Source organism: Cryobacterium sp. TMT2-4 (assembly GCF_004402575.1).
Taxonomy (GTDB): Bacteria; Actinomycetota; Actinomycetes; order Actinomycetales; family Microbacteriaceae; genus Cryobacterium; species Cryobacterium sandaracinum.
In genome coordinates this window covers 17,806-43,409 of record NZ_SOGE01000007.1, presented here as the reverse complement: position 1 = coordinate 43,409, position 25,604 = coordinate 17,806, and the positions used below count along the sequence as shown (strand labels likewise).

At 67.7% G+C, this 25,604-nt stretch carries 24 protein-coding genes and 2 pseudogenes; 20 read left to right on the top strand and 6 right to left on the bottom strand.

Features of this window, described 5'->3' with window-relative positions; all coding sequences use genetic code 11:
• Positions 1–2: 2 nt before the first annotated feature.
• Entirely contained in the window at positions 3–2,276 is a 2,274-nt protein-coding gene (locus E3O54_RS02265) for a bifunctional (p)ppGpp synthetase/guanosine-3',5'-bis(diphosphate) 3'-pyrophosphohydrolase (RefSeq protein WP_104100492.1), read from the top strand.
• Here the strand turns inward: E3O54_RS02265 and E3O54_RS02260 are convergent.
• The 3 genes from E3O54_RS02260 to E3O54_RS02250 form a co-directional block, all read right to left on the bottom strand.
• Positions 2,263–2,892: a hypothetical protein gene (locus E3O54_RS02260; RefSeq protein ID WP_134400854.1), complete on the bottom strand. Its 630-nt coding sequence runs from the start codon at positions 2,890–2,892 to the stop codon at positions 2,263–2,265. The genes E3O54_RS02265 and E3O54_RS02260 overlap by 14 nt on opposite strands.
• Positions 2,893–2,997: 105 nt before the next feature.
• Positions 2,998–4,230, bottom strand: a complete 1,233-nt coding sequence (locus E3O54_RS02255; protein ID WP_134400853.1) for a DUF349 domain-containing protein — start codon at positions 4,228–4,230, stop codon at positions 2,998–3,000.
• Between the two features lie 89 nt (positions 4,231–4,319).
• Positions 4,320–5,120 carry a peptidylprolyl isomerase gene (locus E3O54_RS02250; RefSeq protein ID WP_134342471.1) on the bottom strand — a complete coding sequence of 267 codons (801 nt, stop codon included), beginning with the start codon at positions 5,118–5,120 and terminating at the stop codon, positions 4,320–4,322.
• 175 nt (positions 5,121–5,295) lie between these two features.
• On the opposite strand from E3O54_RS02250, the gene E3O54_RS02245 reads away from it, so the two are divergent.
• From E3O54_RS02245 to E3O54_RS02180, 14 genes and pseudogenes are all read left to right on the top strand, one after another.
• Positions 5,296–6,636, top strand: coding sequence for a replication-associated recombination protein A (locus E3O54_RS02245; protein WP_104100496.1), 1,341 nt, complete (start codon positions 5,296–5,298; stop codon positions 6,634–6,636).
• A gap of 218 nt (positions 6,637–6,854) precedes the next feature.
• Positions 6,855–7,484 carry a 30S ribosomal protein S4 gene (gene rpsD, locus E3O54_RS02240; protein ID WP_104100497.1) on the top strand — a complete coding sequence of 210 codons (630 nt, stop codon included), beginning with the start codon at positions 6,855–6,857 and terminating at the stop codon, positions 7,482–7,484.
• Positions 7,485–7,618: 134 nt separating this feature from the next.
• Positions 7,619–7,996 carry a DUF948 domain-containing protein gene (locus E3O54_RS02235; RefSeq protein WP_134400852.1) on the top strand — a complete coding sequence of 126 codons (378 nt, stop codon included), beginning with the start codon at positions 7,619–7,621 and terminating at the stop codon, positions 7,994–7,996.
• A gap of 131 nt (positions 7,997–8,127) precedes the next feature.
• Entirely contained in the window at positions 8,128–8,358 is a 231-nt protein-coding gene (locus E3O54_RS02230; protein WP_104100499.1) for a hypothetical protein, read from the top strand.
• A gap of 87 nt (positions 8,359–8,445) precedes the next feature.
• Positions 8,446–11,100 carry an alanine--tRNA ligase gene (gene alaS / locus E3O54_RS02225; RefSeq protein ID WP_134400851.1) on the top strand — a complete coding sequence of 885 codons (2,655 nt, stop codon included), beginning with the start codon at positions 8,446–8,448 and terminating at the stop codon, positions 11,098–11,100.
• 3 nt (positions 11,101–11,103) lie between these two features.
• The gene (gene ruvX / locus E3O54_RS02220; RefSeq protein WP_174720173.1) at positions 11,104–11,628 is read left to right on the top strand and encodes a Holliday junction resolvase RuvX; all 525 of its coding nucleotides are present in this window, start codon (positions 11,104–11,106) and stop codon (positions 11,626–11,628) included.
• Positions 11,625–12,866 carry an endolytic transglycosylase MltG gene (mltG, locus tag E3O54_RS02215; protein ID WP_134400850.1) on the top strand — a complete coding sequence of 414 codons (1,242 nt, stop codon included), beginning with the start codon at positions 11,625–11,627 and terminating at the stop codon, positions 12,864–12,866. The genes ruvX and mltG overlap by 4 nt, the downstream gene beginning before the upstream one ends.
• Positions 12,844–13,764, top strand: a complete 921-nt coding sequence (locus E3O54_RS02210; RefSeq protein WP_241976722.1) for a shikimate dehydrogenase — start codon at positions 12,844–12,846, stop codon at positions 13,762–13,764. Before mltG ends, E3O54_RS02210 begins: the two co-directional genes overlap by 23 nt.
• A gap of 5 nt (positions 13,765–13,769) precedes the next feature.
• Complete coding sequence (aroC, locus tag E3O54_RS02205; protein ID WP_104171053.1) at positions 13,770–14,975, top strand: chorismate synthase; 1,206 nt, start codon at positions 13,770–13,772, stop codon at positions 14,973–14,975.
• Between the two features lie 18 nt (positions 14,976–14,993).
• Positions 14,994–15,509 (top strand): shikimate kinase, encoded by a 516-nt coding sequence (locus E3O54_RS02200; protein ID WP_174720172.1) that lies wholly within the window; start codon positions 14,994–14,996, stop codon positions 15,507–15,509.
• Complete coding sequence (gene aroB / locus E3O54_RS02195) at positions 15,506–16,612, top strand: 3-dehydroquinate synthase (RefSeq protein WP_104100503.1); 1,107 nt, start codon at positions 15,506–15,508, stop codon at positions 16,610–16,612. Before E3O54_RS02200 ends, aroB begins: the two co-directional genes overlap by 4 nt.
• Before the next feature lie 318 nt (positions 16,613–16,930).
• The gene (locus tag E3O54_RS02190) at positions 16,931–17,710 is read left to right on the top strand and encodes a hypothetical protein (protein ID WP_134400849.1); all 780 of its coding nucleotides are present in this window, start codon (positions 16,931–16,933) and stop codon (positions 17,708–17,710) included.
• A 221-nt stretch (positions 17,711–17,931) separates the two neighbouring features.
• Positions 17,932–18,978 (top strand): annotated as a pseudogene (locus E3O54_RS16735) (aldehyde dehydrogenase family protein); the annotation flags it as partial.
• A gap of 515 nt (positions 18,979–19,493) precedes the next feature.
• Positions 19,494–19,994: a histidine phosphatase family protein gene (locus E3O54_RS02180; protein ID WP_134400848.1), complete on the top strand. Its 501-nt coding sequence runs from the start codon at positions 19,494–19,496 to the stop codon at positions 19,992–19,994.
• A 455-nt stretch (positions 19,995–20,449) separates the two neighbouring features.
• Here E3O54_RS02180 and lepB read toward each other — a convergent pair whose 3' ends face one another.
• Together lepB and E3O54_RS16175 are read right to left on the bottom strand one after the other, a co-directional pair.
• Positions 20,450–21,184, bottom strand: a complete 735-nt coding sequence (gene lepB / locus E3O54_RS02175) for a signal peptidase I (protein ID WP_134400847.1) — start codon at positions 21,182–21,184, stop codon at positions 20,450–20,452.
• A gap of 128 nt (positions 21,185–21,312) precedes the next feature.
• Positions 21,313–21,489: a DUF1508 domain-containing protein gene (locus E3O54_RS16175; RefSeq protein ID WP_166784711.1), complete on the bottom strand. Its 177-nt coding sequence runs from the start codon at positions 21,487–21,489 to the stop codon at positions 21,313–21,315.
• A gap of 185 nt (positions 21,490–21,674) precedes the next feature.
• On the opposite strand from E3O54_RS16175, the gene cyoE reads away from it, so the two are divergent.
• The 5 genes and pseudogenes from cyoE (at position 21,675) to E3O54_RS02145 (ending at position 25,241) form a co-directional block, all read left to right on the top strand.
• Entirely contained in the window at positions 21,675–22,625 is a 951-nt protein-coding gene (cyoE, locus tag E3O54_RS02165) for a heme o synthase (RefSeq protein WP_166784712.1), read from the top strand.
• Positions 22,626–22,671: 46 nt separating this feature from the next.
• Entirely contained in the window at positions 22,672–23,121 is a 450-nt protein-coding gene (locus E3O54_RS02160; protein WP_104100508.1) for a type II 3-dehydroquinate dehydratase, read from the top strand.
• Between the two features lie 110 nt (positions 23,122–23,231).
• Positions 23,232–23,792, top strand: a complete 561-nt coding sequence (gene efp, locus E3O54_RS02155; RefSeq protein WP_104100509.1) for an elongation factor P — start codon at positions 23,232–23,234, stop codon at positions 23,790–23,792.
• A pseudogene (gene nusB, locus E3O54_RS02150) lies at positions 23,792–24,224 on the top strand (transcription antitermination factor NusB). Before efp ends, nusB begins: the two are co-directional and overlap by 1 nt.
• Before the next feature lie 27 nt (positions 24,225–24,251).
• On the top strand, positions 24,252–25,241 hold the full coding sequence (locus tag E3O54_RS02145; RefSeq protein WP_134400846.1) for a DUF4190 domain-containing protein: 990 nt from the start codon (positions 24,252–24,254) through the stop codon (positions 25,239–25,241).
• A 17-nt stretch (positions 25,242–25,258) separates the two neighbouring features.
• Here E3O54_RS02145 and E3O54_RS02140 read toward each other — a convergent pair whose 3' ends face one another.
• Entirely contained in the window at positions 25,259–25,468 is a 210-nt protein-coding gene (locus E3O54_RS02140; RefSeq protein ID WP_134400845.1) for a hypothetical protein, read from the bottom strand.
• Between the last annotated feature and the right edge of the window lie 136 nt (positions 25,469–25,604).

The following is a 25,604-nucleotide window of genomic DNA, read 5'->3' as shown; positions in this document are numbered from 1 at the left end:
AGATGACCGAACTGACGACTCCTCCTGCCTACCCGGCTCCGCTCCCGCCGGCATCCTTGCGGCGCCTCGTGCCTCGGATCTTTTCCCGGGCCCAGCCGGTCGGCGCGGTCGACACGCTGCTGAAGACCGTGCGGATGCACCATCCCAAGGTGGACCTCTCGATCATCGAGCGGGCCTACGTCACCGCGGAGCAGGCGCATGAGGGCCAGTTTCGCCGCAGCGGAGAGCCGTACGTCACACATCCGGTCGCGGTCGCGCAGATCCTGGCGGATCTGGGCATCGGCCCCAAGACCGTCTCGGCGGCACTGCTGCACGACACCGTGGAGGACACCGAGTACACTCTCGACCAGCTGCGGCACGATTTCGGCGACGAGATCACCATGCTGGTCGACGGCGTCACCAAGCTGGACAAGGTCAAGTACGGCGACAGCACCCAGGCCGAGACCGTGCGCAAGATGATCGTGGCTATGTCTAAGGACATTCGTGTGCTGATCATCAAGCTCGCCGACCGGCTGCACAACGCGCGCACGTGGGGATTCGTGCCTGCCGAGTCCGCGGTTCGGAAGGCGACCGAGACGCTGGAGATTTACGCGCCGCTCGCGCATCGCCTGGGCATCCAGGCCATCAAGTGGGAGCTCGAAGACCTCTCGTTCGCGGTGCTGTACCCCAAGCTCTACGCCGAGATCGACAGTCTTGTCAAGCAGCGCACTCCGCAGCGCGAAGAGTTCGTGCAGCACGTCATCGACTCGATCGTCGACGACCTGAAGGCCGCCCGCATCCGGGGCAAGGTCGCCGGCCGGCCCAAGCAGTACTATTCGATCTACCAGAAGATGGTCGTGCGCGGGCGCGAGTTCGACGACATCTACGACCTGGTCGGCATTCGAGTTCTCGTCAACTCGGTGCGGGACTGCTACGCGGTTCTCGGCGCAATCCACGCCCGGTGGACGCCGCTTCCCGGCCGGTTCAAGGACTACATCGCCACCCCCAAATTCAACCTGTACCAGTCGCTGCACACCACGGTTCTCGGCCCGAGCGGGCGCGCCGTGGAGATCCAGATCCGCACCCAGGAAATGCACCAGCGCGCCGAATTCGGCGTGGCCTCGCACTGGAAGTACAAGGAGCAGACCACCGGCAAGAGTTCCGGTCCGGGCCCGCAGAGCGACACCGACATGGCTTGGCTCGCCCACATCTCCGACTGGCAGGCCGAAACGGCCGACCCGGGAGAGTTCCTCGACTCGCTGCGCTACGAGATCGGCGCCAAAGAGGTCTACGTCTTCACCCCCAAGGGCCGGGTGATCGGTCTGCCGGCCGACGCCACCCCGGTCGACTTCGCCTACGCCGTGCACACCGAGGTCGGCCATCGCACCATGGGCGCCAAGGTCAACGGGCGCCTCGTCCCGCTGGAGAGCCCTCTCGTCACCGGTGACGTCGTCGAGGTGTTCACGTCGAAGAATCCCGACTCCGGGCCGAGCAAGGACTGGCTGAACTTCGTCAAGAGCCCCAGGGCTCGCAACAAGATCCGCCAGTGGTTCACCAAGGAGCGCCGCGACGAGGCGATCGAGCAGGGCCGCGACGCCATCGCACGCGCTATGCGCAAGCAGAACCTGCCGCTGCAGAAACTGATGAACCAGGACTCCTTCGCCGAGGTTGCCGCGGTGATGAAGTATGAAGACGTCTCTGCGCTGTACGCCGCCGTCGGCGAGGGGCATGTGTCGACGCAGTCGGTGCTGGAGAAGGTGGTTGCCACCCTGCAGAGCGTCGAGGAGAGCGACGCCACGGACCTGCCGTTCGCGCCCCACGGCCGCACCCAGACGCTCCGCAACAGCGACTCGGGCATCCTCGTGCGCGGCGCCCCCGACATCCTGGTGAAGCTTGCCCGGTGCTGCACTCCCGTGCCGGGCGACAAAGTCGTGGGGTTTATCACGCGCGGCGCTGGGGTATCGGTGCACCAGGCATCCTGTCGCAACGTGCAGTCCCTGCTCAAGGAACCCGAGCGCATGATCGACGTCGATTGGGCGCCCACTTCCAAGAGCCTGTTCCTGGTGCAGATCCAGATCGAGGCTCTCGACCGCTCCGGGCTGCTCTCCGACGTCACCCGGGTGCTGTCGGAGCATCACGTCAACATCCTGTCGGCGACGGTGCACACCTCCTCCGACCGACTCGCGATCAGCCGGTTCGTCTTCGAGATGGGCGACACCACGCACCTCGATCGCGTGCTCAATGCGGTGCGCCGTATCGACGCCGTTTATGACGTCTATCGCGTCAACGAGGGCTGAGCGGCCATTCAGCTCGCATTGGCCTCCCGGTAGAGACATCAGGTGGGCGCGGATGCTCGTCGAGGTACCGTTGCACCTCCCGCAGTCGGGTGAGGGCCGGAGCCTTGAACGGCAGGTTGGGTGCCGCGCATAGGCGACTCGCCGGGTCGGTGCTGGTGCAGCCGGCCAGGCGCAGCAGGGCGGCGATCAGGGCAACCCGGTCACCGTTGGTGGGCTCGTCGTGCCAGCGGACGAGGTCGACGGCGGTGCGCAGGGGCAGCGTGACCCGGAGGCCGGAGATCGCCTGAAGCTGGTCGGACGGGCAGCTCACCTCGCGGATCTGCATTCGGGGCGACGGGACCAGTTTCATTCGGGCGGAACTCTGCACGCAGAAGTGGTGGCGGCGAGGTTCCGGCGCCAGACCGTAGATCCAGGCAGCGGTCATCCGCTCGGCGATGGCCCTTGGGGACGCAAGCAGCAACCCGACGGCTCGGGCGCGTCGCACCCGGTCATCGACCTCGTCGACCGGGCACCAAAAGTCGCCCAGGGTGAAGAGTTCCCCGTCGAGACGGGCGCCGCACAGCTCCGCAAGCGGCAGGTCCTGGGCAGAGAGCACCACGGGAAGGCGTGAGTTCATCGATTGTGGGTTCATCGACTCAGCGTGCGCCGGGTGTGTTCTCCCGCCCACAAAAAGCGGGGATCTGTGGACAGATCCCCGCTGGTCGTGCTGTGGACGGCCGGGCTATTGGCCGATGGCCTTCAGCCACGCCTTGCGGGTCTCGAGAGCCTCGGTGGCTTCCGTGATCGCCGCGGCATCCCCGCCGGCCTGCGCCGCGGCCAGTTCGGCCTCGAGCTTGACGATGGCATCGTTCAGCTGGCCGGCCAGACCCTCGGCGCGAGCCTTGGTCTCCGGGTTGTTGCGCTTCCAGTGGTCGTCGTCGAGCTTGCGCACGGCTGCCTCAACCTTGCGCATGCGGTCCTCGATGGACTTGACCGAGTCGCGCGGAACCTTGCCGATGGCGTCCCACCGGCGCTGGATGGAGCTCAGCGCGCTGCGCGCCTTGGCGCGGTCCGTCTCGGCCAGCAGAAGTTCGGCTTCGGTGAGCAGCTCGACCTTAAGAGTCAGGTTTCCCGCGAACTCCTCGTCGTCGTGCGCGTCGATTTCGGACTTGACCGAGTAAAGCACGTCGCCGGCTGCCTTGAACTTGGCCCACATGGCGTCGTCCTGCTTCTTGCCGCTGCGACCCGCGAGCTTCCACTCGTCGAGCAGATTGCGATAGCCCGGGATGCCATCGGCGCCCTTGGGGGCGAGGGCCTCGGCCTGTTCGATCAGGTGCTGCTTGCGGTTGCGAACGTCCTTGTGGGCGCTGTCCAACTCGGCGAAGAATGCCTTGCGGTTCTGCTCGATCGTGGTGCGGGCCGCGCGGAACCGCTTCCAGAGGTCATTGGCCTCGCCCTTGGGAATGCGCGGAGCATCGTGCTGGTGGGCCTGCCATTTCGCGAACAGGGCTTCCAGAGCAGCGCTGGTCTGCTTCCACTGCGTCTTAGCCGGGTCTTCGGCGGCGAGAGCCTCGGCCTCGGCGACGATCGCGGCACGCTCGGCGACGGCGGCGGTCGCTGCAGCCTTCGCTTCGGCGCCCTGCTGCTCGGTGAGCTCGGTCACCGCGCCGCCGAGGGCACCCAGGCGGGTGGCCAGGGCTGCCAGGTTGCCGACCGCGTTGGCGTTCGCCACGGCCTCGGTCAGATGTTTGACGGACTTCGCGATATCTGCGGCAGGTGCGCCACCCTTGGCGCGCTGTTCGAGAAGCGTGACCTGGCCGTTGAGCTCAACGTATTTCCGTTCGAAGTAGGCAAGCGCCTCTTCCGGCGTCGCATCGGGATACTGTCCCACGGCGCGCTCGCCTGTCGCTTCGCGCACGTAAACCGTGCCGGTTTCGTCTACGCGACCCCATGGTTGCTGATCTGTCGTAGTCAAGAGCCTCACCTTATCGATGTCGTTGTGTGCTCACAAGTGAGCCAATACCCGGTCAAGCCTATTGCAAGCCCGCGCGCTGTTCGTCTGTTCTACTGAACTGATACCTGAGTGATGCTGGTCGGCACCTGAGGGGTGCCGTCCGAAGAGCCGTCGGCGACGCCGGCAGCCGTGATCTGCGCTTTGATTTCGTCCAGTCCATCGGTCACCCGGCCGAGCACCGTGTAGCCGCCGACCGCGTCGGCGGGGATGGTCGTGTCGTCGTAGACGATGAAGAACTGGCTGCCCATACTGTAGGCGTTGCCGCCCTGTCGGGCCATGGCCAGTGTGCCGGCCGGGTACACATCGTCGGCCGGGGCGTTTTCAATCGGTCCATAACTGTAGCCGGGGCCACCCGATCCCGTTCCGGTCGGGTCCCCGCACTGCAGCACGAAGAAACCGCCGTCGGTGAGCCGGTGGCAGGTCACGTCCTGGTAGAAGCCGGTGGTTATCAGGTTGATGGTCGAGGACACCGCCTGAGGGGCGAGGGCTCCATCGAGCTCGATCTCGAGCGGAATGCCGTTGAGGGCCAGCGTGCCGGTCCAGGTGCGGTCTTCCGCCAGGGTGCTGGGCGGCACCTCGCCGCTGTTCGCGCTGTCGGACGGTGCGGCCGACGCGGAGGGGGAAGCGGTGTCGGCCACGGAGGGTGCCGGGCTGCCGGGGCCTCCGGTGAAGAACAGCACCTGGGCGCCGACGGCCAGCGCCACGACCACGGCCACGCTGACGCCGGCGATGAGGTTGTCCCGCCGTCGCCGCTTCACTTGGTGCGCATTCACCGAACGCCGGGCCTGAAAGGCGCGTACACGCACGCGCGCCTCGCGGGCTTCACGTTCTTGCTTCTTGTTCGGTACCACGTCGTAGCCTCCAGGCGGCCTCCATCGGAAGGCCCGATCGAACGGGGACGGCTCCAGCGTCTGGCGCCCGAACCATGTTGAACTCTACGCAACCCGGAGAGGGCAAACAAACATCCGCTCCGGGCAGCACCGGTTCAGGATCGGCCCGGTCACCGGCACAAACTACGCTGGACCCATGGTGGATTCACAACCGGGACTGCGCAGCGGGGCCACACCCCTCGCCGTACGGATGCGCCCGACGAGCCTCGAGGAGGTCGCCGGTCAGAAGCATCTGCTCACACCGGGCTCCCCGCTGGTCAGCCTGGCCAGTGACAAGACAGGGGAGCAGGGCGCGATCTCCGTCATCCTGTGGGGCCCGCCCGGCACCGGCAAGACCACCCTGGCCCAGGCCATCGCGCGCAGCTCGGGCCGCCGGTTCGTCGAGCTGTCCGCCGTGTCGGCCGGAGTGCGGGACGTGCGCCAGGTAATGGAAGAGGCGCGCACCAGCCGGGACCTCTACGGACTCTCCACCGTGCTCTTCCTGGACGAGATCCACCGGTTCAGCAAGGCGCAGCAGGACGCTCTCCTGCCCGGGGTGGAGAACGGGGTCATCATCCTCGTGGCCGCCACCACCGAGAACCCGTCCTTCTCCGTCATCTCGCCGCTGCTGTCCCGCTCCCTACTGCTCACCCTCGAAACGCTCAGCGACGACGACCTCGCTGTCGTTGTCGACCGGGCCGTGGTCGACCCGCGCGGCCTGGCCGACCGGTTCGTGCTCGACCCCGAAGCCAGGGCCGCGATCATCCGGCTCGCGTCCGGTGACGCCCGACGGGCGCTGACCGCCCTGGAAGCTGGGTCGGTGGCGGCGGCGTCCTCCGTCGACGCCGAGTCCGACGCGAAGCCGGTCATCACCACCGAGGTGGTCGCCCTCGCTGTCGACCGTGCGCTTCTGCGCTACGATCGCAACGGCGACGAGCACTACGACGTCATCAGCGCCTTCATCAAATCGGTACGCGGCTCGGATGTCGACGCGTCCCTCCACTATCTCGCGCGCATGATCGAGGCCGGCGAAGATCCCCGGTTCATCTGCCGCCGCATCATCGTGCTGGCCTCCGAAGACATCGGCATGGCCGACCCGCAGGCGCTGGTGATCGCCATCGCCGCCGCCGACGCCGTGCAATACATCGGCATGCCCGAGGGCCGCATCCCGCTCGCCCAGGCCGTCGTGCACCTGGCCACCGCACCCAAGTCCAACGCGGCCTACATGGCCCTGGATGCGGCGATCGCCGACGTGCGGAACGGCAAGACCGGCCGGGTGCCCAAACCGTTGCGGGATGCGCACTACCCAGGCGCCAAACGCCTCGGCCACGGCAAGGGCTACAAGTATCCCCACGACGACGCCCTCGGCGTGCTGGCCCAGCAGTACCCGCCGGACGAGCTCGCCGAGGTGCGCTATTACGAGCCCACCGAGCATGGCCACGAGCGCGAGGTCTCGGCCCGCCTCGCCAAGTTGCGCAAGATCATCCGTGCCCGCTGAACGGAACGGCCGAACAACCCGATGTGCTAACCTGAACGCGGCCTACAAATGGAATCGGTATGCGGCTGCGTCCGATTCCGGATTTGATGGTTTCGCCCTGTAGCCGGGCGTCCCGTGGCACCACCCCTCTGAACTCCCATGACGTTGAGCCCGTGCTGTCTCATCGCGCGGCCGCCGCCCTGGTTTCCCCTTGTTTGCAGTTCCATCGAAAGGACACCGTGTCTACCAAGTCACGTACCCGCAGTAAGACCCGCCTCTCGCGGGCCCTGGGCATCGCCCTGACCCCGAAGGCCGCGCGCTATCTGGAGAAGCGTCCGTACGCCCCGGGCGAGCACGGTCGCACCAAGCGCAAGACCGACTCCGACTACGCTGTCCGCCTCCGCGAAAAGCAGCGCTTACGCGCCCAGTACGGCATCCGCGAAGCCCAGCTCAAGATCGCGTTCGAGGAAGCTCGCCGCGCCCAGGGACTGACCGGTGAGAACCTCGTCGAGATCCTCGAGACCCGTCTCGACGCTCTTCTCGTTCGCTCCGCGATCGCCCGCACCACCGCCCAGGCCCGTCAGATGATCGTGCACCGTCACATCCTGATCGACGGCCAGCTGGTCGACCGTCCCTCCTTCCGCGTGAAGCCGGGACAGCTCATCCACGTCAAGCCCAAGAGCGAGGCCATGGAGCCGTTCCAGGTCGCAGCCGCCGGCGGTCACGTCGACGTTCTGCCCAAGCTCCCCGCCTACCTCGAGGTCGAGATCGACAAGCTGCAGGCCCGCCTCGTGCGCCGCCCGAAGCGCATCGAAATCCCCGTGACCTGTGAAGTCCAGCTCGTCGTCGAGTACTACGCGGCCCGCTAGGCTCCTTTTCACCCGCACCGCCGTCAGGCGCTGCAACTGAACTACGCTGGAGAGCGGATCACCCTGGGGTGGTCCGCTCTTTGCGTACGCGCACCAAGCTCGTGAATGTCGAATCTGGAATGGATGGTTGGTCAATGTCTGGTGGAGATATTGTCGGGCTCGTGTTCGCCGCTGCCTTCCTGATGTTGGTCGGGTTCCTGGCCCTGCCCCTGGTCAAGCTCGGCCGCGTCTTCGACGAGACGACCGTGGCCATCCGCGACCTGACCCACACCGTCACCCCACTGCTCGAGGAATCCACCAAGACCATTCAGGAGACCAACGCGCAGTTGGCCCGGGTGGACACCATCACCTCGAACGTGGCGGATGTCACGGGCAACGTCTCCGCCCTGGTCGCCCTCGTCGCGTCGACCGTCGGCGGCCCGCTGGTCAAACTGGCCGGCTTCTCCGCGGGGGTTCGCGCGGCGCTGGGGGCTGCCCGCCCGGGCGGCACCCGCCGCCGCCGCCACAGGTAGTCGGGTACTCTGGAATGGAGCCGGCCCGTCAGGGATTCGCCGGTCAGACGGTCGTTCCAGACGTTCAACCGCCGTGAACCGACCTTTTCACCACTTTTCAGGGTCTCCACACATATTCAGGGAGCATTGCTATGAAGAATTTCATCTGGTTTGTCGTCGGTGTCACCACGGGGCTGCTCATCGCCCGCGAAGCCGGCAAGACGCGTCAGGGGAAGCAATTCTTCGCCGATCTGGACACCAAGGCGCGCGAATTCGGTGAGGCCATCTCGGACGGCTACCGCAAGCGGGAGGCCGAGCTGCGGGATGCCATCGGCGACATCGAGTCGGAGACCGAAATCACGATCGAAAAACTTGCCAAGTAAGTACTTGCCAAGTAAGTACTCGCCAAGTACGCGCTCGCCAGGTAGGTATCATCCATATCTTTTTCACTACAACGAACTACGGAACTAATGCAGACTGCTGAAATTCGCGGGCGCTGGCTCGACTTCTTCGCCGATCGCGGTCACACCGTCGTCCCCTCCGCTTCGCTTGTCAGCGACGACCCCACACTCCTGTTCACGGTGGCCGGGATGGTTCCGTTCGTACCGTATTTGACTGGTCTCGTGCCGCCCCCCTACCCGCGAGCGACGAGTGTTCAGAAATGCATCCGCACCAACGACATCGAAGAGGTCGGCAAGACCCCGCGTCACGGCACCTTCTTCCAAATGAACGGCAACTTCTCGTTCGGCGACTACTTCAAGGAACAGGCGATCGGTTACGCCTGGGAACTGCTCACCAGCTCGGATGCCGACGGCGGTTACGGCTTCGCCGAGAAGGACCTCTGGGTCACCGTCTACGAGGACGACGACGAGGCCTTTCGGTACTGGCGCGCCCTCGGCCTGCCCGAGCACCGCATCCAGCGTCTCGGCATGGACTCCAACTACTGGTCGACCGGTCAGCCCGGGCCCGCCGGACCCTGCTCCGAGATCTTCTTCGACCGCGGCCCGGCCTACGGCATCGACGGCGGCCCGGCCACCGACGACGACCGGTACGTCGAAATCTGGAACCTCGTCTTCATGCAGTACCTCCGCGGCGAGGGCACCAGCAAGAACGACTTTGTCATCCTCGGCGACCTGCCGAAGAAGAACATCGACACCGGCATGGGGCTCGAACGTGTCGCCTTCCTCAAACAGGGCGTTCAGAACATGTACGAGATCGACCAGGTGCGCCCGGTCCTCGACCGGGCCGCGGAACTGTCCGGTCGCCGCTACGGGGCCGTTCACGACGACGACGTGCGGATGCGCATCGTCGCCGACCATGTGCGGTCGTCCCTGATGCTGATGAGCGACGGAGTGATGCCGTCCAACGAGGGCCGCGGGTACATCCTGCGCCGCCTGATGCGCCGCAGCGTGCGCGCCATGCGCCTCCTCGGCGTCGACGCCGCGACCTTTCCCGAATTGTTTCCGGCCTCGCGCGACGCCATGGCCGGCGCGTACCCCGAGATCAAGGCGGACTACGCCCGCATCAGCCAGGCTGCGTATGCCGAAGAGGAGACCTTCCTGCGCACCCTCGCCGGTGGCAGCGCCGTGCTCGACCTCGCCGTCGCGAAGACCAAAAAGGCCGACAAGGTCGTTCTGCCGGGCGACACGGCGTTCCTCCTGCATGACACCTACGGCTTCCCGATCGAGATCACCCTCGAGATGGCCGAGGAGGCCGGGCTCAGCGTCAACCGCGAGGCCTTCGACACGCTGATGGCCAAGCAGCGCGCGATGGCCAAGGCCGACGCCAAGGCCAAGAAGACGCACCTCGCCGACCTGTCGGTCTACAGCGCATTCCGCGCGGCGGGGGAGACCGTCTTCACGGGCTACGACGCCCTGCAGACCGAATCCAGCGTGCTCGGGATCATCGTCAACGGTCTCTCCGTCGACCGCGCCGTCTCCGGTGACATCGCCGAGGTGATCCTCGCCGAGACGGCCCTGTACGCGGAGTCCGGCGGCCAGGAGGCCGATGCCGGTTTGATCGTGGGAACCGGCTACGAGCTCGAGGTGCTCGACGTGCAGAAGCCCGTCAAGGGCCTGATCAGTCACAAGGTTCAGGTGCGGACCGGCGAAGTCGGCGTCGGGGACTCCGCCACCAGCGTCGTCGACCCCGACTGGCGCCGCGGTGCCCGGCAGGCGCACTCCGGCACGCACGTGCTGCATGCCGCCCTCCGCCAGGTGCTCGGCCCGAACGCCCACCAGTCCGGCTCGTACAACAAGGCAGGCTTCTTCCGCCTCGACTTCTCCTGGAACCAGGCACTGTCCCCGGCAACCCGAAGTGAGATCGAAGAGATCTCCAACAACGCCATCCGGGACAACCTGCCCGTGCTCACCCGGGAGCTGCCCCTGGCCGAGGCGAAGGCGCTCGGCGCGATGGCCCTGTTCAGCGAGAAGTACGGCGACCGAGTGCGCGTCGTCGATATCGGCGGCCCCTGGTCTCGCGAACTCTGCGCGGGAACCCACGTCGCCTCCAGCGCCGAGATCGGCATGATCAACCTTGTCAGCGAGGGTTCTGTCGGTTCCACGAACCGCCGGGTGGAGTCGTTGGTCGGCCTCGAGGCCTTCCGCGACCTGGCCGCCGAGCGCGCCCTCGTCTCCCAGCTGACCTCACACCTGAAGACGCCGCGGGAGCAGTTGCCAGAGCGCATCAACGAGCTCGTGCAGAGCCTCAAGGCCGCCGAGAAGAAGATCGCCGCGTTCGAGGCGCGGGCCCTCTCCGACAGGGTGCCGGCCCTCGTCGCCTCGGCAAAGCTGGCCGGTTCCGTCAATGTCGTGGCCGAGCAGGTCGGCACGCTGGGCTCCGCTGACGACCTGCGGATGCTGGTCACGGCCACCCGCACGCAGCTCGGCAGCACGCCGGCGGTCGTAGCCCTCGCGGCCGTGGTCGCCGACAAGCCCGTCGTCATCGTGGCCACCAACCCCGCGGCCCGGGAGGCCGGCCAGCGTGCGGGAGCCCTGGCGAAGCAGGTCGCCGGCATCCTCGGCGGCGGCGGCGGCGGCAAGGACGACCTCGCCCAGGGCGGCGGCACCGACGCAGCAGCCATCCCGAACGCTCTCGCGGCCGTTCGATCCGCCGTAGCAGGCTGAACCATGCGTCACGGTGTGCGGGTGGGAGTCGACGTCGGGAAAGCCCGGATCGGCCTGGCCCGCAGCGACGCGCACGGCCTGCTGGCAATCCCGGTCGAGACCGTGGGCCGCGACCACTCCGGCAGCCTGGACGTGGCCCGGATCGTGGCCGTGGTGGCCGAGCTCGACGCCGTTGAGGTGGTGGTCGGGCTGCCGCTCGCGCTCTCCGGCAACCGCACGGCGTCGACCAACGATGCGGTGGGGTTCGCCGAGCTGCTGGCCCGGTCCCTGGCCGTTCCGGTTCGCCTGGTCGATGAGCGCCTTTCCACCGTCGCGGCGCAGTCGGTCCTGCGCTCCGCGGGGCGGAAGGCCAAAACCCAAAAACCCGTGATCGACCAAGTCGCCGCGGTCATCATCCTCCAGCATGCCCTCGACACCGAACGCACCCTGGGCACACCCGCCGGCACCGCCGTCGATCTCGTGCGCGACCAGTTTCCAGCCGGGTCCCCGCCAGCTGCCGCACCGAATGAAGGGCAGCCTCAACGATGACACCGCCTCCCGCCGACAGCACCGGAGCCCCGGCCGAGCCGGGCGACCCGACAAGCCCCATCGACCCGGCGGACCCTCTCAGTTCGCGTCGGGCCATCCGTGAGTCACGGGGCGAAGGCACCCGGTCCAGTCGTCGCGCCCTGCTGGACTCCGCTCCGGTGCCGCAGAAGAGGGGCCGCCGGGGCGCCTGGGGCTGCCTGATCGTCTTCCTGATCCTGGCCGGACTCGCCGGTGCCGCCGCCCTCCTGCTCCAGGAGCCGATCGGTACCGTGATCGGCATGGTGCAGGGCCCGGCGGACTACGACGGCGCCGGAGGCGACGAGGTCATCGTGATGATCCACGACGGTGAAACCGGTCAGGACGTCGCGAACTCCCTCCTCGCCCAGGACGTGGTGAAGAGCTACGACGCGTTCTACGAGGTGCTCCGCGCGGAGAGCCCGGCACCCGTCTTCCAGCCCGGCGCCTATCGTTTGGCCGGCAAGATGAGCGGCCGTGCCGCCCTCGACGCCCTGCTCGACCCGGACAACAAGCTCGAACAGACCGTGGTGATACCCGAGGGAACCACGACTGCCTCGGTGCTCCAGCTGATCAGCGAGGGCACCAGCATTCCCTTGGTCGATCTCGAGGCCGCGGCCGCCGACGTCGAGCCCTACGGCCTGCCGGGCGAGGCAACCACCCTCGAGGGGTTCCTGTTCCCGGCCACCTACACGTTCCCCCCGGAGACCACGGCGCCCGAGGCCATCCGCACGCTCGTCGACCGACAGTTCGAGGCTCTCGACGCTGCCGAGGTCGCGCCCGAGAACCGCTGGAAGACCATCGTTGTCGCGGCCCTGATCCAACGCGAAGCGGGGCTCACGGAGGATTTCTACAAGGTTTCGCGCGTGTTCCTGAACCGGCTCGACCCGGCGCAGTGGCAGAGCGGGCTCCTGCAGTCCGACGCTACCGTGGCCTACGGGACCGGGGCGACCGACCGGGTGAAGACAACGGATGCCGAACGCGCCGACGCCGCCAACGCCTACAACACCTATGTGCACCCCGGGCTTCCCGTGGGGCCGATCTCGAACCCCGGCGACATCGCGATCGACGCTGCCGTGAACCCCGCCGACGGCACCTGGCTGTACTTCGTGTCCTGGAACCTCGACACGGGGGAGACGATCTTCTCCACCACGATCGCGGAGCACGACGCCGCCGTGAACAAATGGCTGGCCTGGATGGATGAGCACCCCGAATATGGTTGAGCCCGACGCATCCGTGCCGGCCCCCGCCCGTGACTCTGCCCGCGTGCGCCGTCTCGCGGTGCTGGGCTCGCCCGTCGAGCATTCCCTCTCCCCGGCACTGCACCGGGCCGCGTACCAGGCGCTCGGCCTGAACTGGCGCTACGACGCCGTGCGGGTGCCGGCGGGCGGACTGCCGGACTTCCTCGCGTCCCGGGGCGCAGACTGGCGCGGCCTCTCCCTCACGATGCCCCTCAAGCACGAGGTCCAGGCGCAGCTCGACGGCATCGACCGGGTCGCCGCTCAGACCGGCTCCGTCAACACGGTGCTGTTCGGTGAAGCCGACGGCCGGCGAACGTTGCAGGGTTTCAACACGGACGTCACCGGCCTGGTGCGTGCCCTTGCCGAAGGCGGAGTGCGCCGCGCGGTGCACGTGTGCCTGCTCGGCGCCGGCGCCACCGCGGCATCCGCCCTGGTCGCCGCGGCTGAGCTGGGCGCGGAGCTGGTCGACGTGCTCGTGCGTACCCCGGCGAAGGCGGCCGATCTGGTCGAACTGGGGCAGAGCCTCGGGGTCGTGGTACGGGTATACCCGCTCACCGACCTGCCCGACCCTGCCCGCGTCAGCGAGTTGGTGATCAGCACCCTGCCCGGGGGCAGCGACCCGGGCGCCGAGTTTCCCGCCGGGCTGCGCCGGCAGGCGCTCCTGTTCGACGTCAGCTATTCCCCCTGGCCCAGCGCCCTCGCCCGGTCCTGGTCGTCGGTGGGCGGCATCGCGGTGTCCGGAGAGGGGATGCTGCTGCACCAGGCCCTGATCCAGGTGCGCATCTTCGTCTCCGGCAACCCGTTCGAGCCGCTCCCGAATGAGGACGTGGTGCTGCACGCCATGCGCGGCGCCCTGACCGGGAAGGCTGTGACAGGATAGTGGTCATGCTTCGTTGGCTCACCGCCGGAGAGTCCCACGGCCCCGAACTCATCGCCATTGTCGAGGGTTTGCCCGCTGGAATCCCGGTTACTCTAGATGCGATCCGCCTCGACTTGGCACGCCGCAAACTCGGCTACGGCCGAGGCGCGCGCCAGAAGTTCGAGCAGGACGAACTGAACATCTCGGGCGGCGTGCGCCACGGCCTCACCATGGGCGGACCGGTTGCCCTGCGGATCGGCAACACTGAATGGCCCAAGTGGGCCGAGGTGATGAGTCCCGCACCGGTGGAGACCACGTCCGCGCGCGGACGCGGCGCCCCCCTGACCCGTCCCCGGCCCGGCCACGCCGATCTGGTCGGCATGCAGAAGTACGGCTTCGGCGAGGCCCGCCCGGTACTGGAGCGCGCCAGCGCCCGGGAGACCGCGGCACGCGTCGCGCTCGGCGCCGTCGCCCGGTCGTTCCTGGCCGAGCTCGGCATCACCCTGGTCAGCCACACCCTGTCGATCGGGCCGGTTCGCGTGCCCGTCGACGCCCCGCTACCGCTACCCGGCGACGTCGACGCCCTCGACGCCGACCCGCTGCGCTGCTTCGACGCCGTCACCTCCGCCCGGATGGTGGCCGAGGTCGACCTGGCCCACAAGGAGGGCGACACCCTCGGCGGGGTCGTCGAGGTGCTGGCCTACAACCTTCCTCCCGGACTCGGTTCTTTCGTGCACTGGGATCGCCGCCTCGATTCGCAGCTGGCGGCCGCGCTGATGGGCATCCAGGCCATCAAGGGGGTCGAGGTCGGGGACGGTTTCCTGACCACCACCCGGCGCGGCTCGGAGGCGCACGACGAGCTTGTGCAGGCCGACGGTCGCATCCAGCGGGTCAGCGACCGGGCCGGCGGCACCGAAGGCGGCATGAGCACCGGAACCGTGTTGCGCGTGCGCGCCGGCATGAAGCCCATCTCCACGATCCCGCGCGCCCTCCGCACGGTTGACGTGGCCACGAGCGAGGCTGCCCCCGCGCACCACCAGCGGTCGGATGTCTGTGCCGTGCCGGCCGCCGGCGTGGTCGCGGAAGCCATGGTCGCTCTGGTGCTGGCCAACTCGGTCCTGGAGAAGTTCGGTGGTGACTCCATCGTGGAGACGCGCCGCAACCTGGATTCCTACCTGGCCGGAATGCCGGCGAATCTCCAGACGGGCGCGTCCAGCGACGCTTCCCTTTAGAGGCGCCGGAGAATCACAATGGCCGCGCCGACGCATCCGATCCTGCCCCTCGTCTTCATCGGTCCCATGGCCGCCGGCAAGACCAAGATCGGCCGGAAAGTGGCGAAGTCCCTCGATGTGCCGTTCATCGACACCGACCACCGGATCGTCGCCCTGCACGGGCCGATCACGGACCTCTTCGGGCAGCACGGTGAAGAGCACTTCCGGGTGCTCGAACGCCAGGCCGTGGTGCAGGCCCTCACCGAGCAGGCCGTGGTTTCGCTCGGCGGGGGAGCCGTGCTCGACGAGGAGACTCAGGCCGACCTTGCTGAGTGCTCCGTGGTGTACCTGAGCGTGTCCGCTCGAGCCGTCGGGGCCCGGATCGGCGGGGCGAAACGGCCGCTGCTCACGGGCGGAATCGCCGATTGGAAGCGCATCTACGCCCTCCGGCGCCCGATCTATGAGGCGCTGGCCGGCATCCGTTTCGACACCTCGCACCGTCCCCTGGGCGCCATCGCTGATGACGTCGTGAAATGGACCAAGAAAAGATCATGACCGGAGCACCTGTGCCTGATTCCACCGAGCCCGCCACCACCGTTATCACGGTTGCCGGCGCCGACAGCTACCCCGTTCTGATCGGTCGCGGCCTCGTCGACGACGTCGTCGAACAGCTCGGCCCGAAGGTGGCGAAGGTGCTCATCGTGCACACCTCACACCTGGGCGCCCGCGCCGTCGCCCTGCGCGAGAGCCTGCTCGGCAGATTCGAGGTGCTGATCGCCGAGGTGCCCGACGCCGAGGCTGCCAAGCGCGTCGAGGTGGCCGCGTTCTGCTGGCAGGTCATGGGTCAGGCCGACTTCAGTCGTACGGATGCCGTGATCGGCTTCGGCGGCGGCGCCGTCACCGACCTGGCCGGCTTCGTCGCCGCGACCTGGCTCCGTGGCGTGCGCCTGGTGCAGATCCCGACCAGCGTGCTCGGCATGGTCGACGCCGCCGTCGGCGGCAAGAACGGCATCAACACCGCCGAGGGCAAGAACCTTGTCGGCACCTTCTACGCGCCCGCCGCCGTCATCTGCGACCTGGACGTGCTCGACGACCTGCCGCGTAACGAGATCCTGGCCGGCTTCGCCGAGATCGTGAAGGCCGGGTTCATCCAGCTGCCCGAGATCCTGGACATCGTCGAAGCGGATGTCACGGCCGTCACCGACCCGCACACCCCGCAGTTCCGGCGCGTGCTCGAACTCGCGATCGGGATGAAGGCCCGGGTCGTGGGGGAAGACTTCAGGGAGTCCGGCCTGCGTGAGATTCTGAACTACGGGCACACCCTCGGCCACGCCGTCGAGCACGCCGAACGCTATGGCTGGCGGCACGGGGCGGCCGTTGCCGTCGGCATGATGTTCGCGGCGGAGGTCGCCCGGCTGAGCGGCCGGCTCTCGGACGAGGCCGTCGACCGGCACCGTCGCATCCTCGAATCGCTCACCCTGCCCACCACCTATCCGGTCGGCCGCTGGAGCACCCTGCTCGCCACCATGCAGCGCGACAAGAAGACCCGCAGCGGCATGCTGCGATTCATCGTGCTCGACGACATCGGGAAGCCGACCGTGCTCGAAGGACCGGACTCGTCGTTGTTGTTCGCCGCCTACCAGGAGATCGGCTCCTAACCATTCGCGCCGCATCCGTGGGCCCAGACTGATTCCCAGACCGGCGCAGCCGGTCGCCGCTGACCGAAGCTGTTCGGAGGCTTCAGGACGAGTCCGTGGATCGTCCGTGCGGCCGGCGAGAGCGGAGGCGGAGACTTCGCGGACCTGACGGCGGCCCAGGAGGCGGCAGTCACGGAACGGTTCGTCGGTCCGGGCGTGCGCAAGCTGGTGCAGGAGTCCTGGCAACGGTCGCTCGCCCTCAGCCTTGATTCGCTGAGGCTCGTCCACTAACACGAACTCAGCTCCGACGAGCTGCGCGACCGGCATCCGCTGGCCGCCGTGCTCCCGGTCGTGCACAACCTGCTCATCCGGCACGCCTTTCACTCCGGCCTGATCGTGGCCATCGGTGACGAGTTCGGTCGCCCGCTCTGGATCGACGGTGACCGAACCGTGCGGAGTAAGGCGGAGGGGATGCTGTTCGTCGAGGGGTCGGACTGGTCCGAGCGCCGGGTCGGCACGAGCGCGCCGGGCACGGCCCTGGCCCTCGATCACGGAATCCAGATTCAGCGGGCCGAGTATTTCAACCAGTTGGCGCATCCGTGGAGTTGCACGGCCGTGCGCATCCCCGACCCGCATTCCGGCTCCATCCTCGGCGTCATCGACATCACGGGCGGCGACGAGGCGGTGGCCCCGCAGACTCTCCCGCTCGTGGAGGCGGCCGTCGCGGCCCTGGAAGCGGAACTGCGCATCCAACGACCGGCACTCGCTGCTGCTCACCGACCAAACCAACGCGGTCGACAACCTGCGTGCCGAGATGGTGCGGCTGCGCGGGGTGCTCGAGCAGACCAGCCCCCGTGGCGGCATCGCCTCGCGGCCCTACCGGCTCGAGACATCCGTCGAACTGGACGCCCAGCGCGTGCTGGCATCCCTGGAGCCCGGCACGCACCGGGTGGCGTTGGGGGCCTACCGGGGGCCCGTGCTACCGAGCTCGACCGCGCCGGGAATCGTCCAGATCCGCGCCGGGATCTCTGCGCGGCTGCGGCAGGCCATGCTCAGCGACGCGTCCGCCGAACTCCTGCTGGAGTTCGCCCGCACCGACGAGGCGACCTACGACGCTGAGGTCTGGCGCGCGTGCCTCGAACTGCTGCCGGCGCGGTCGCCGAAGCGGGCATCCGTGGTCGCCCGATTGAACCGGATCGCGGACGAGTTGCGCCGCGACGGCTCCGCGGCCCCGCCCGCAATATCCCGCAACGCTGAAGCAACGTTCTCCTTCCTCGGATCAAGGTCCAGGTCCGCGTCCCGCGGTTCCACACCGACGACGTCGTCGACGAGGAGACATCATGACCGTCTATTCCAACCCCGGAACACCGGGCGCCCTCGTCACCTTCAAGCCCCGCTACGAGAACTGGATCGGCGGCGAGTGGGTCAAGCCCGTCAGGGGCCAGTACTTCGAAGACATCTCACCCGTCAACGGGAAGCCGTTCGCCGAGGTGGCCCGCGGCACCGCGGAGGATATCGAACTGGCCCTGGACGCCGCGCATAGTGCAGCGCCGGTGTGGGGCAAGACCTCGTCGACCGAGCGCGCGGCCGTGCTCAACAAGATCGCCGACATCATCGGTGCGAACCTCGACCTGCTCTCGGTCGACGAGACCTGGGAGAACGGCAAGCCGGTGCGCGAGACGTTGAACGCGGACATCCCGCTCTGTTCCGACGACTTCCGCTATTTCGCTGCCTCCATCCGCGCCTAGGATGGCGACCACGCCGAGCTGGGCGGCGACATGGTCTCCGACCAGTTCCACGAGCCGCTCGGCGTCGTCGGGCAGATCATCCCGTGGGACTTCCCACTCCTGATGGCCGTCTGGAAGCTGGCCCCGGCCCTGGCCGCCGGCAACGCGATCGTGCTGAAGCCGGCCGATCAGACCCCGGTGTCGATCCTCGTGCTGATCGAACTGATCGGCGATGTGCTGCCGACGGGAGGGCTCAACGTCGTCAACGGTTTCGGCATCGAGGCCGGCAAGCCGCTCGCGTCGTCCAACCGTATCCGCAAGATCGCGTTCATGGGAGAGACCTCGACCGGGCGTCGGATCATGCAGTACGCGAGCTCCAATATCATCCCGTCGACCATGAAGCTCGGCAGAAAGAGCCCCAACATCTTCTTCGGCGACGTCGCCCAGGAGAAGGATGCGTTCTACGACAAGGCCCTGGAAGGGTTCGTGCTCTTCGCGTTCAACCAGGGCGAGGTGTGCACCGCGCCCAGCCGGGCGGTGCTGCAGAAGCCGATCTACGATGACTCCCTGAGCGACGCCGTCGAGTTCACTCTCCTCCACCGCTCCCTCCCGAGCCCGGCCCTGTGGACGGGGACCGCGACGGATGTCCGCGCGTCCAGTCTGGGTGGCATGACAACCCCTCTGCGCGTCGAAGACGCTGCCCCAGTGACCACGACCGAGCAGGCGCGAGACCGGGTGGCCGACCTCGTCGGCCACGCGATTAGCCGCCAGCTCTGGTTCATGCTGCTCGACGCCTGCGGGCGGCAGATTCCCCTGCTGATTCCCGTCGACGACATCCCGCTCCGTCCGAAACCCGGCGGTGCCGCCGTCATGGCCGCGGCGGTCGGTCGGCTCCTGTCCGAGCACGGCCCGTGCGGCAGCGTCATCCTCACCCTCGAGCGACCGGGCACCGCGGCGCTGACCGCGCCCGACCAGGCCTGGGCCCGGGAACTCGCCGAATCCTTCGGCAAAGTGGTGCGCATCACGGGCATGTTCGTCGCCCACGACGAGGGCGTCTGCGAACTCCCGGCCACCGGCGTGGATGCAGTGGCAGACTGACAGGATGATGATCAGCGGTGAGCGATTGGAAAGTGTCAACGTCTGTGTTGCCGGCCGGGTGGGCGCGGGGCCGGGCGATGCCTGAACGCACCCTGATCCTGTTGCGGCACGCCAAGTCGGACTGGGCGGGCGGCCAGGCCGACGTCGACCGGCCGCTGGCAAAACGTGGGGTACGGCAGGCGCCGCTCACCGGAGCGTGGCTGTCCCACAGCGGCTACCGCATCGATCTCGCGGTCGTGTCACCGGCGGAGCGCGCGCGGGCCACCTGGGACCTCGTGGCGGCCGAGTTCGAGAGCACTCCGCCGATCCGTGTCGAACATGCGGTGTATGCCACCTCGGCCGGCGAACTGCAGAGCATTGTTCGGGCGCTGCCGGGCACCATGCACACCGTCGTCCTGGTGGGCCACAATCCCGGCCTCGAGGATCTGGCCACCGCTCTCGCCGGCACGACCGTGTCCCTGCCGACCTCGGCTTTCGCCGTGATCGGCTGGGAGGGTCCCTGGTCGTCCGCCGGAGAGTCCCCGGCGGCCCTCCTGGCCCAGGGCCGGCCGCCCAAGGTGAACGCGCCTCCTCGCTAGCGGTGCAGGGCTGCCTGAACGCGCCGAGAAAGAGAACGACCGCGGCGGCAACCGATCCCGTGGTCAGGCCGCGGGGCACGCCACGACGTTCCAGGGCGTTGCGGAGCGTCGGGAAGCGCTGGGGAGCGCGCCAACGGATGCCGGTGCTCTCGCGCCGGGAGGCACTCGAGGGTGCCAGCGCTGGCATCTGCTTTTGACTCGTCGTCTCGTCGTATCCGGCTTGTGCGACGCTGGCCAGAGGGCGCTTTTTCGCCGACGTAGTCCCACGCAGCGCGGCCGAATGGAACGAACGAATTCGACGTGGATTTTGCGCAATCTGGCACGGTTTGGCCGGTTTGGGACGCGTGGGGCCAAAATCTCCGTCGAATTCGCCCGAGACTGGGGGTCTGGTATTGGGGCGGGGGCGGGGGCGGGGGCGGGAACGGGAACGGCGGGGGCGGTGTCGGGGCGGCGGGTCAGCCGCCGAGCCAGGACCAGTGGCTGAGCGGCCAGTTGATCACGAACGCCCGGCCGACCACATGGGAGACGGGCACGAATCCGTTGCCGGGTGTGTCTGTGTGCAGCCGGCTGTCCGCCGAGTTGTAACGGTTGTCGCCCTCGACCCAGAGACCGCCGGCCGGCACGGTCACGGAAAAGTCGTACTCCGACGTTCGGATGGCCCCGGGCGGAAGCTTGAGGTAGGGCTCGGTGATCGGCTCGCCGTTGACGGTAGTGCTGCCCGCCGCGTCGCAACAGGCCACATCGTCGCCGGGGAGGCCGATGACGCGTTTCACGAGGTGGTCATCGGAATCCGGAACCCGGAGGCCGGCCTCAGCGGCGAGCCACTGGATGCCGTCGACAACGGTGTTCCCTGCCTCGATCGGGGCCGGAGCGACCGGACCGAGCCATCCGCCGGGATCCCTGAAAACGACGATGTCGCCGCGATCGATGTCGACGACGTCGGGGACGAGCTCGTTCACGATAATGCGGTCGTCGATCTGCAGGGTGTCCTGCATCGATCCGGTCGGGATGTAGAACGTGCGGATCAGGAAGGCCTCGGTCAGAAACGAGACGACCAGGGCGCTGGCCAGGATGACGAGGAGGTTTCGGAGGACGCGACGCCTCCGTGGTGTGCGGGCGTTGGCGCTACCCGACGCAGATCCTCGCCAGGCGGCGCGGGGCCGACGACCCGCGCTTTCGTGGTCTGTCAATTTCTCCCCTGACGTGACGCGTGGTGGGCCAATTCGACCGATGCAGGGCGACTGCAAGGCCAGGGTGAGCAGAACGCGGTTGCACCCCTGTCGCCACGGGGATGACGGTTCGGAGACAGGCGCTGGCCTCAGTGCGTGCGGCGGCTGCGTGGGCTGACGTTGGAGCGCAGAGAGTCAACCATTTTCCGGGCCTCGTCCTCCGTGCAATAGGTCTCCGGCGACGGGATGCTCTGCCCGTTGTCCGCGGAGAAACAGAATCGGTAGCGGCCCGACTGGTCCCGATAGATGGTGAATCTTCCGGCCATGTCACACCCTTGTTCTTGGCCTGGCGCCGACCAAACGACCGGCTTCGACACCCTACCGCCCTGGATCAGCGCCGGATAGAGGCGCCGCGACGCGCGCCAGTGTGATGTCGGCCGGCACGGGTCGTGCACAGATTCGGCGGCATATGATTGATCACGACCGACGACCCGATGGGACCCCTTTCCGCATGACTGCGCGCGTACCATTCTTCGTTCGCAATCGGGTGGACGGCACCGACGGGGCTCTCGCCGGCCGGGCCGACGGCACGGGCATCCGTGACACGGTCACGCTGTACTACTCCCTGACCAAACCCGGCGTTCTCTACGGCAACGCGTTGACAGCCGCGGCGGGCTTTCTACTCGCGGCCCGGGGCCAGGTGGATCTTTTCCTGTTCGCGGCTCTCTGCCTGGGCACCACGCTCGTGATTGCTTCGGCCACCGTGCTCAACAACGTACTCGACCGCGACATCGACACGGTGATGGAACGCACGAAGAAGCGGGCCACGGTCACCGGCCGCATCGGCGTGCGGAACGCGGTCACCTTCTCAAGCCTGCTGTTCGTTTTCGGCATGGCGACGCTCATCGCCTGGACGAACTGGCTCGTCGTCGCCGTCGGCCTGGTCGGCTTCCTCGTCTATGTCGTGCTCTACGGCATGCTGTCCAAGCGCATGTCGATCCACGGCACCCTGGTCGGCAGCGTCTCGGGCGCAGCGCCCATTCTGGCCGGCTACGTCGCCGTCACCGGCGCCATCGACATCGCAGCCGTGCTCGCCTTCCTGGCCGTGTTCCTCTGGCAGATGCCCGAGTTCTACTCCATCGCCATCTACCGCCACGACGAATACGCCCGTGCCGGCGTGCCCGTCATTTCCGTGGTGCGGGGCGTCCCGAACACCACAGTTCAGATCCTCGTCTACACGGTCGGATTCGTTGTCTCCACCCTCCTCTTGTCGGTATTCGGCTACGTGGGCTACGTCTATACGGCGGTCATGGGTGTGCTCGGCGCTTACTGGATCTGGCTGGGTGTCATCGGTCTGCGCGCCGCCGATCCCGCCGCCTGGGCCAGGCGGATGTTCCGCTACTCGCTGGTGATGATCCTGGTGTACTGCGTGATGATCTCGGTCGGGCCGATCCTGCCCTGATCCTGCCCTGGCCTTCGGCGCCCGCGTACTCCCTTAGGCTGTGGGAATGAGTACAGTTCTCGTTCTGAACGGCCCGAACCTGGGGCGGCTCGGCAGTCGCGAACCCGACGTTTACGGGTCGGCCGATCTCGATCAGCTGCGCGCGATGCTGACGCGGGCCGCCCCGGCGGGGACGACGGTCGACGTGCGCCAGACGGATGACGAGGCCGAGCTCATCCACTGGCTGTACGAGGCCGTCGACGAGCGCATCCCCGTCATCCTGAACCCGGCGGCGTTCACGCACTACAGCTACGCGCTGCGGGATGCCGCCGCTCTCGTGACGAAGGCCGGCGTCACCCTGGTCGAGGTGCACCTGTCCAACCCGCACGCCCGGGAAACGTTCCGCCACACGAGCGTCGTCAGCGCCGTGGCCACCGGGGTGATCGCCGGGTTCGGCTTCGATTCCTACCGTCTGGCCCTGGACTTCATCGCGAGGTCGGTGCCGGCGACCGCCTGACCGGCCGGGTCTCGCGCCTTTGGTGCGCGGGCTGCGGGCAACTACACTCGATGATGGCCGATTCGGCCGCGCACCTTTCTAATTGAACCCAGTGAACGGAACACATTTTCATGGCATCAACCGCCGATATCCGGAATGGCGTCGTGCTCAACATCGATGGCCAGCTGTGGGCAGTCACCGATTTCCAGCACGTCAAGCCGGGCAAGGGCGGCGCCTTCGTCCGCACCAAGCTGAAGAACGTCGTGACGGGCAAGACCGTCGACCGCACCTTCAACGCCGGCGCGAAGATCGAGACCGAGAACGTCGACCGCCAGGACTTCCAGTACCTGTACGCGGACGGCGACTCCTACGTCTTCATGGACGTGTCCGATTTCGATCAGCTGCACGTTCCGGCCGTCGTTGTGGGCGACGCCGTCAACTTCATGCTCGAGAACCAGAACGTGACGATCGCCCTGCACAACGGCAACCCCCTCTATGTCGAGCTGCCGGCCTCCGTCGTTCTCGAAATCACCTACACCGAGCCGGGCCTTCAGGGCGACCGCTCAACCGGCGGCACCAAGCCGGCCACCGTCGAAACGGGCTTCCAGATCCAGGTTCCCCTGTTCCTCGAGCAGGGCACCCGAGTCAAGGTCGACACCCGCACCGGGGACTACCTGGGCCGCGTCAACTAGTGAGCGCTCGGACCAAGGCGCGCAAGCGTGCGATCGACATCCTGTATGCCGCAGACGTGCGGCAGAGCACCATCCCGGAGTCGCTCGCCCTCGAGGCGCAGCGCGCCGCGAGCGAGCCGGCCCGGATGGCCTCCTGGCTCTACGCCCGGGACATCATCGACGGCGTCGTGGATCACCGCGAGGAGATCGACGAACTCATCGAGACGTACTCGCAGGGCTGGACGCTGGCTCGCATGCCCGTCCTCGACCGCGCCATCCTGCGCATCGGCATCTGGGAGATCCTCTTCAACGACGCCGTCCCGCACGCTGTCGCCATCGACGAGGCGGTCGAGGCCGCCAAANGAGGCCGCCAAAATCCTGTCGACGGATGACTCGGCCGGATTCGTGAACGGACTCCTCGGGCGCATCGCCCAGACCGCACCATCCGCGTAATCCGTTCTGCCAGGGGGGGGGGAACGCATGACCAACACCGAGCCCGCCCCGCCCCGCGCCCCGGAGCCGTATCCGCCGGCCTACGGACAGTCGCCCTTCCCGGCGGCGCCGAAGACGAACACACTGGCGATCATCTCCCTGGTGTCGGCGTTCTTCGTGTCCCTGGCGGCCGTGATCACCGGGCACCTCGCCCTGGGGCAGATCAGGCGCACCCATGAGGGCGGCCGGGGTCTGGCGATCACCGGGCTCGTTCTCGGCTACGTGGGCATCGCCGCCACCACCCTGGCGCTCGTGATCGCCCTCGTCGTCACCGCGACCGTGATTCCGCTCATCGTGGCGGCCGTGAACGGAGCCGTGGGCGACCAGCCGTGGAGTTCGTCCACGAGCGAGCCGCGGGCGGATGAGGCGAACGGGGATGCGTCGCAGGAAGCCCTGCCCACCGGCACCGTCGGTGCGGCCCACTTCGACGACGGCTACCTGTCGGTCGGCACCGGCGCCGCGCTCGTCGACGTCTACTTCGACCCGATGTGCCCGTACTGCCGGCAGTTCGAGGAGACGAACGGCGGCGAGCTGGCTGCCCTCGCCTCTGACGGGACCATCACCCTGCGGCTGCACTCGCTCACTTTCCTCGACCGGGTCTCGCAGGGAACGGCCTACTCGACCAGGGCATCCGCCGCGCTTACCTGCCAGGCCACCCTCAACCCGGAGAACCTGCTCGCCTACCAGGCGGCCCTGTTTGCGAACCAGCCCGCCGAGAACACCGCGGGGCTCGGCGATCCGGAGCTTGCGGCCCTCGTCGACAACCCCGTCGACATCGACGACTGCCTCGCGGCCGGCGAGTACCAGGCCTGGTCCCGGGCCAACACCGAGCAAGCCCTGAACGGCGTGATTGCGGATGCCGAGATCACCCGGATCCGGGGCACGCCGACCGTGCTCGTCAACGGCAGGGTCTACTACGGCGGACTGACCGACCCGGCGGAATTCCTGGACTTCCTCAGTAGCAACTCGGTCGGCTGAGCTCAGCCGCGAAGGTCTCAGGTGGAGACCGTGATGCCGGTAACGGTGCCGGCGATGAAGGATGGCCAGGCCGAGCGCATAGGGGTGGTGCCCTGCAGCTGCAGGGTGACGTCGAGGTCCGTGAATGCCCACCGCTGGCTGCTGACGGCCGGGGCGCTCACCTCGGACGCGGACGGGGATGGGCCCGGGGACCTCTCGATGTTCTTCTCGCTGCCATGGGGCGACATGGCGTCGTCCTCCCTCGCCTGGGGCCGGCAACCAATCAAGGTCGGCAGCCACTTCGGCGCCCCTGGGGGCGGTTAGGCCCAGCACGAGGGAGCCCGCGTCGGGTGCTAGTGTAAGACCCGGAAATGACATCCTTTA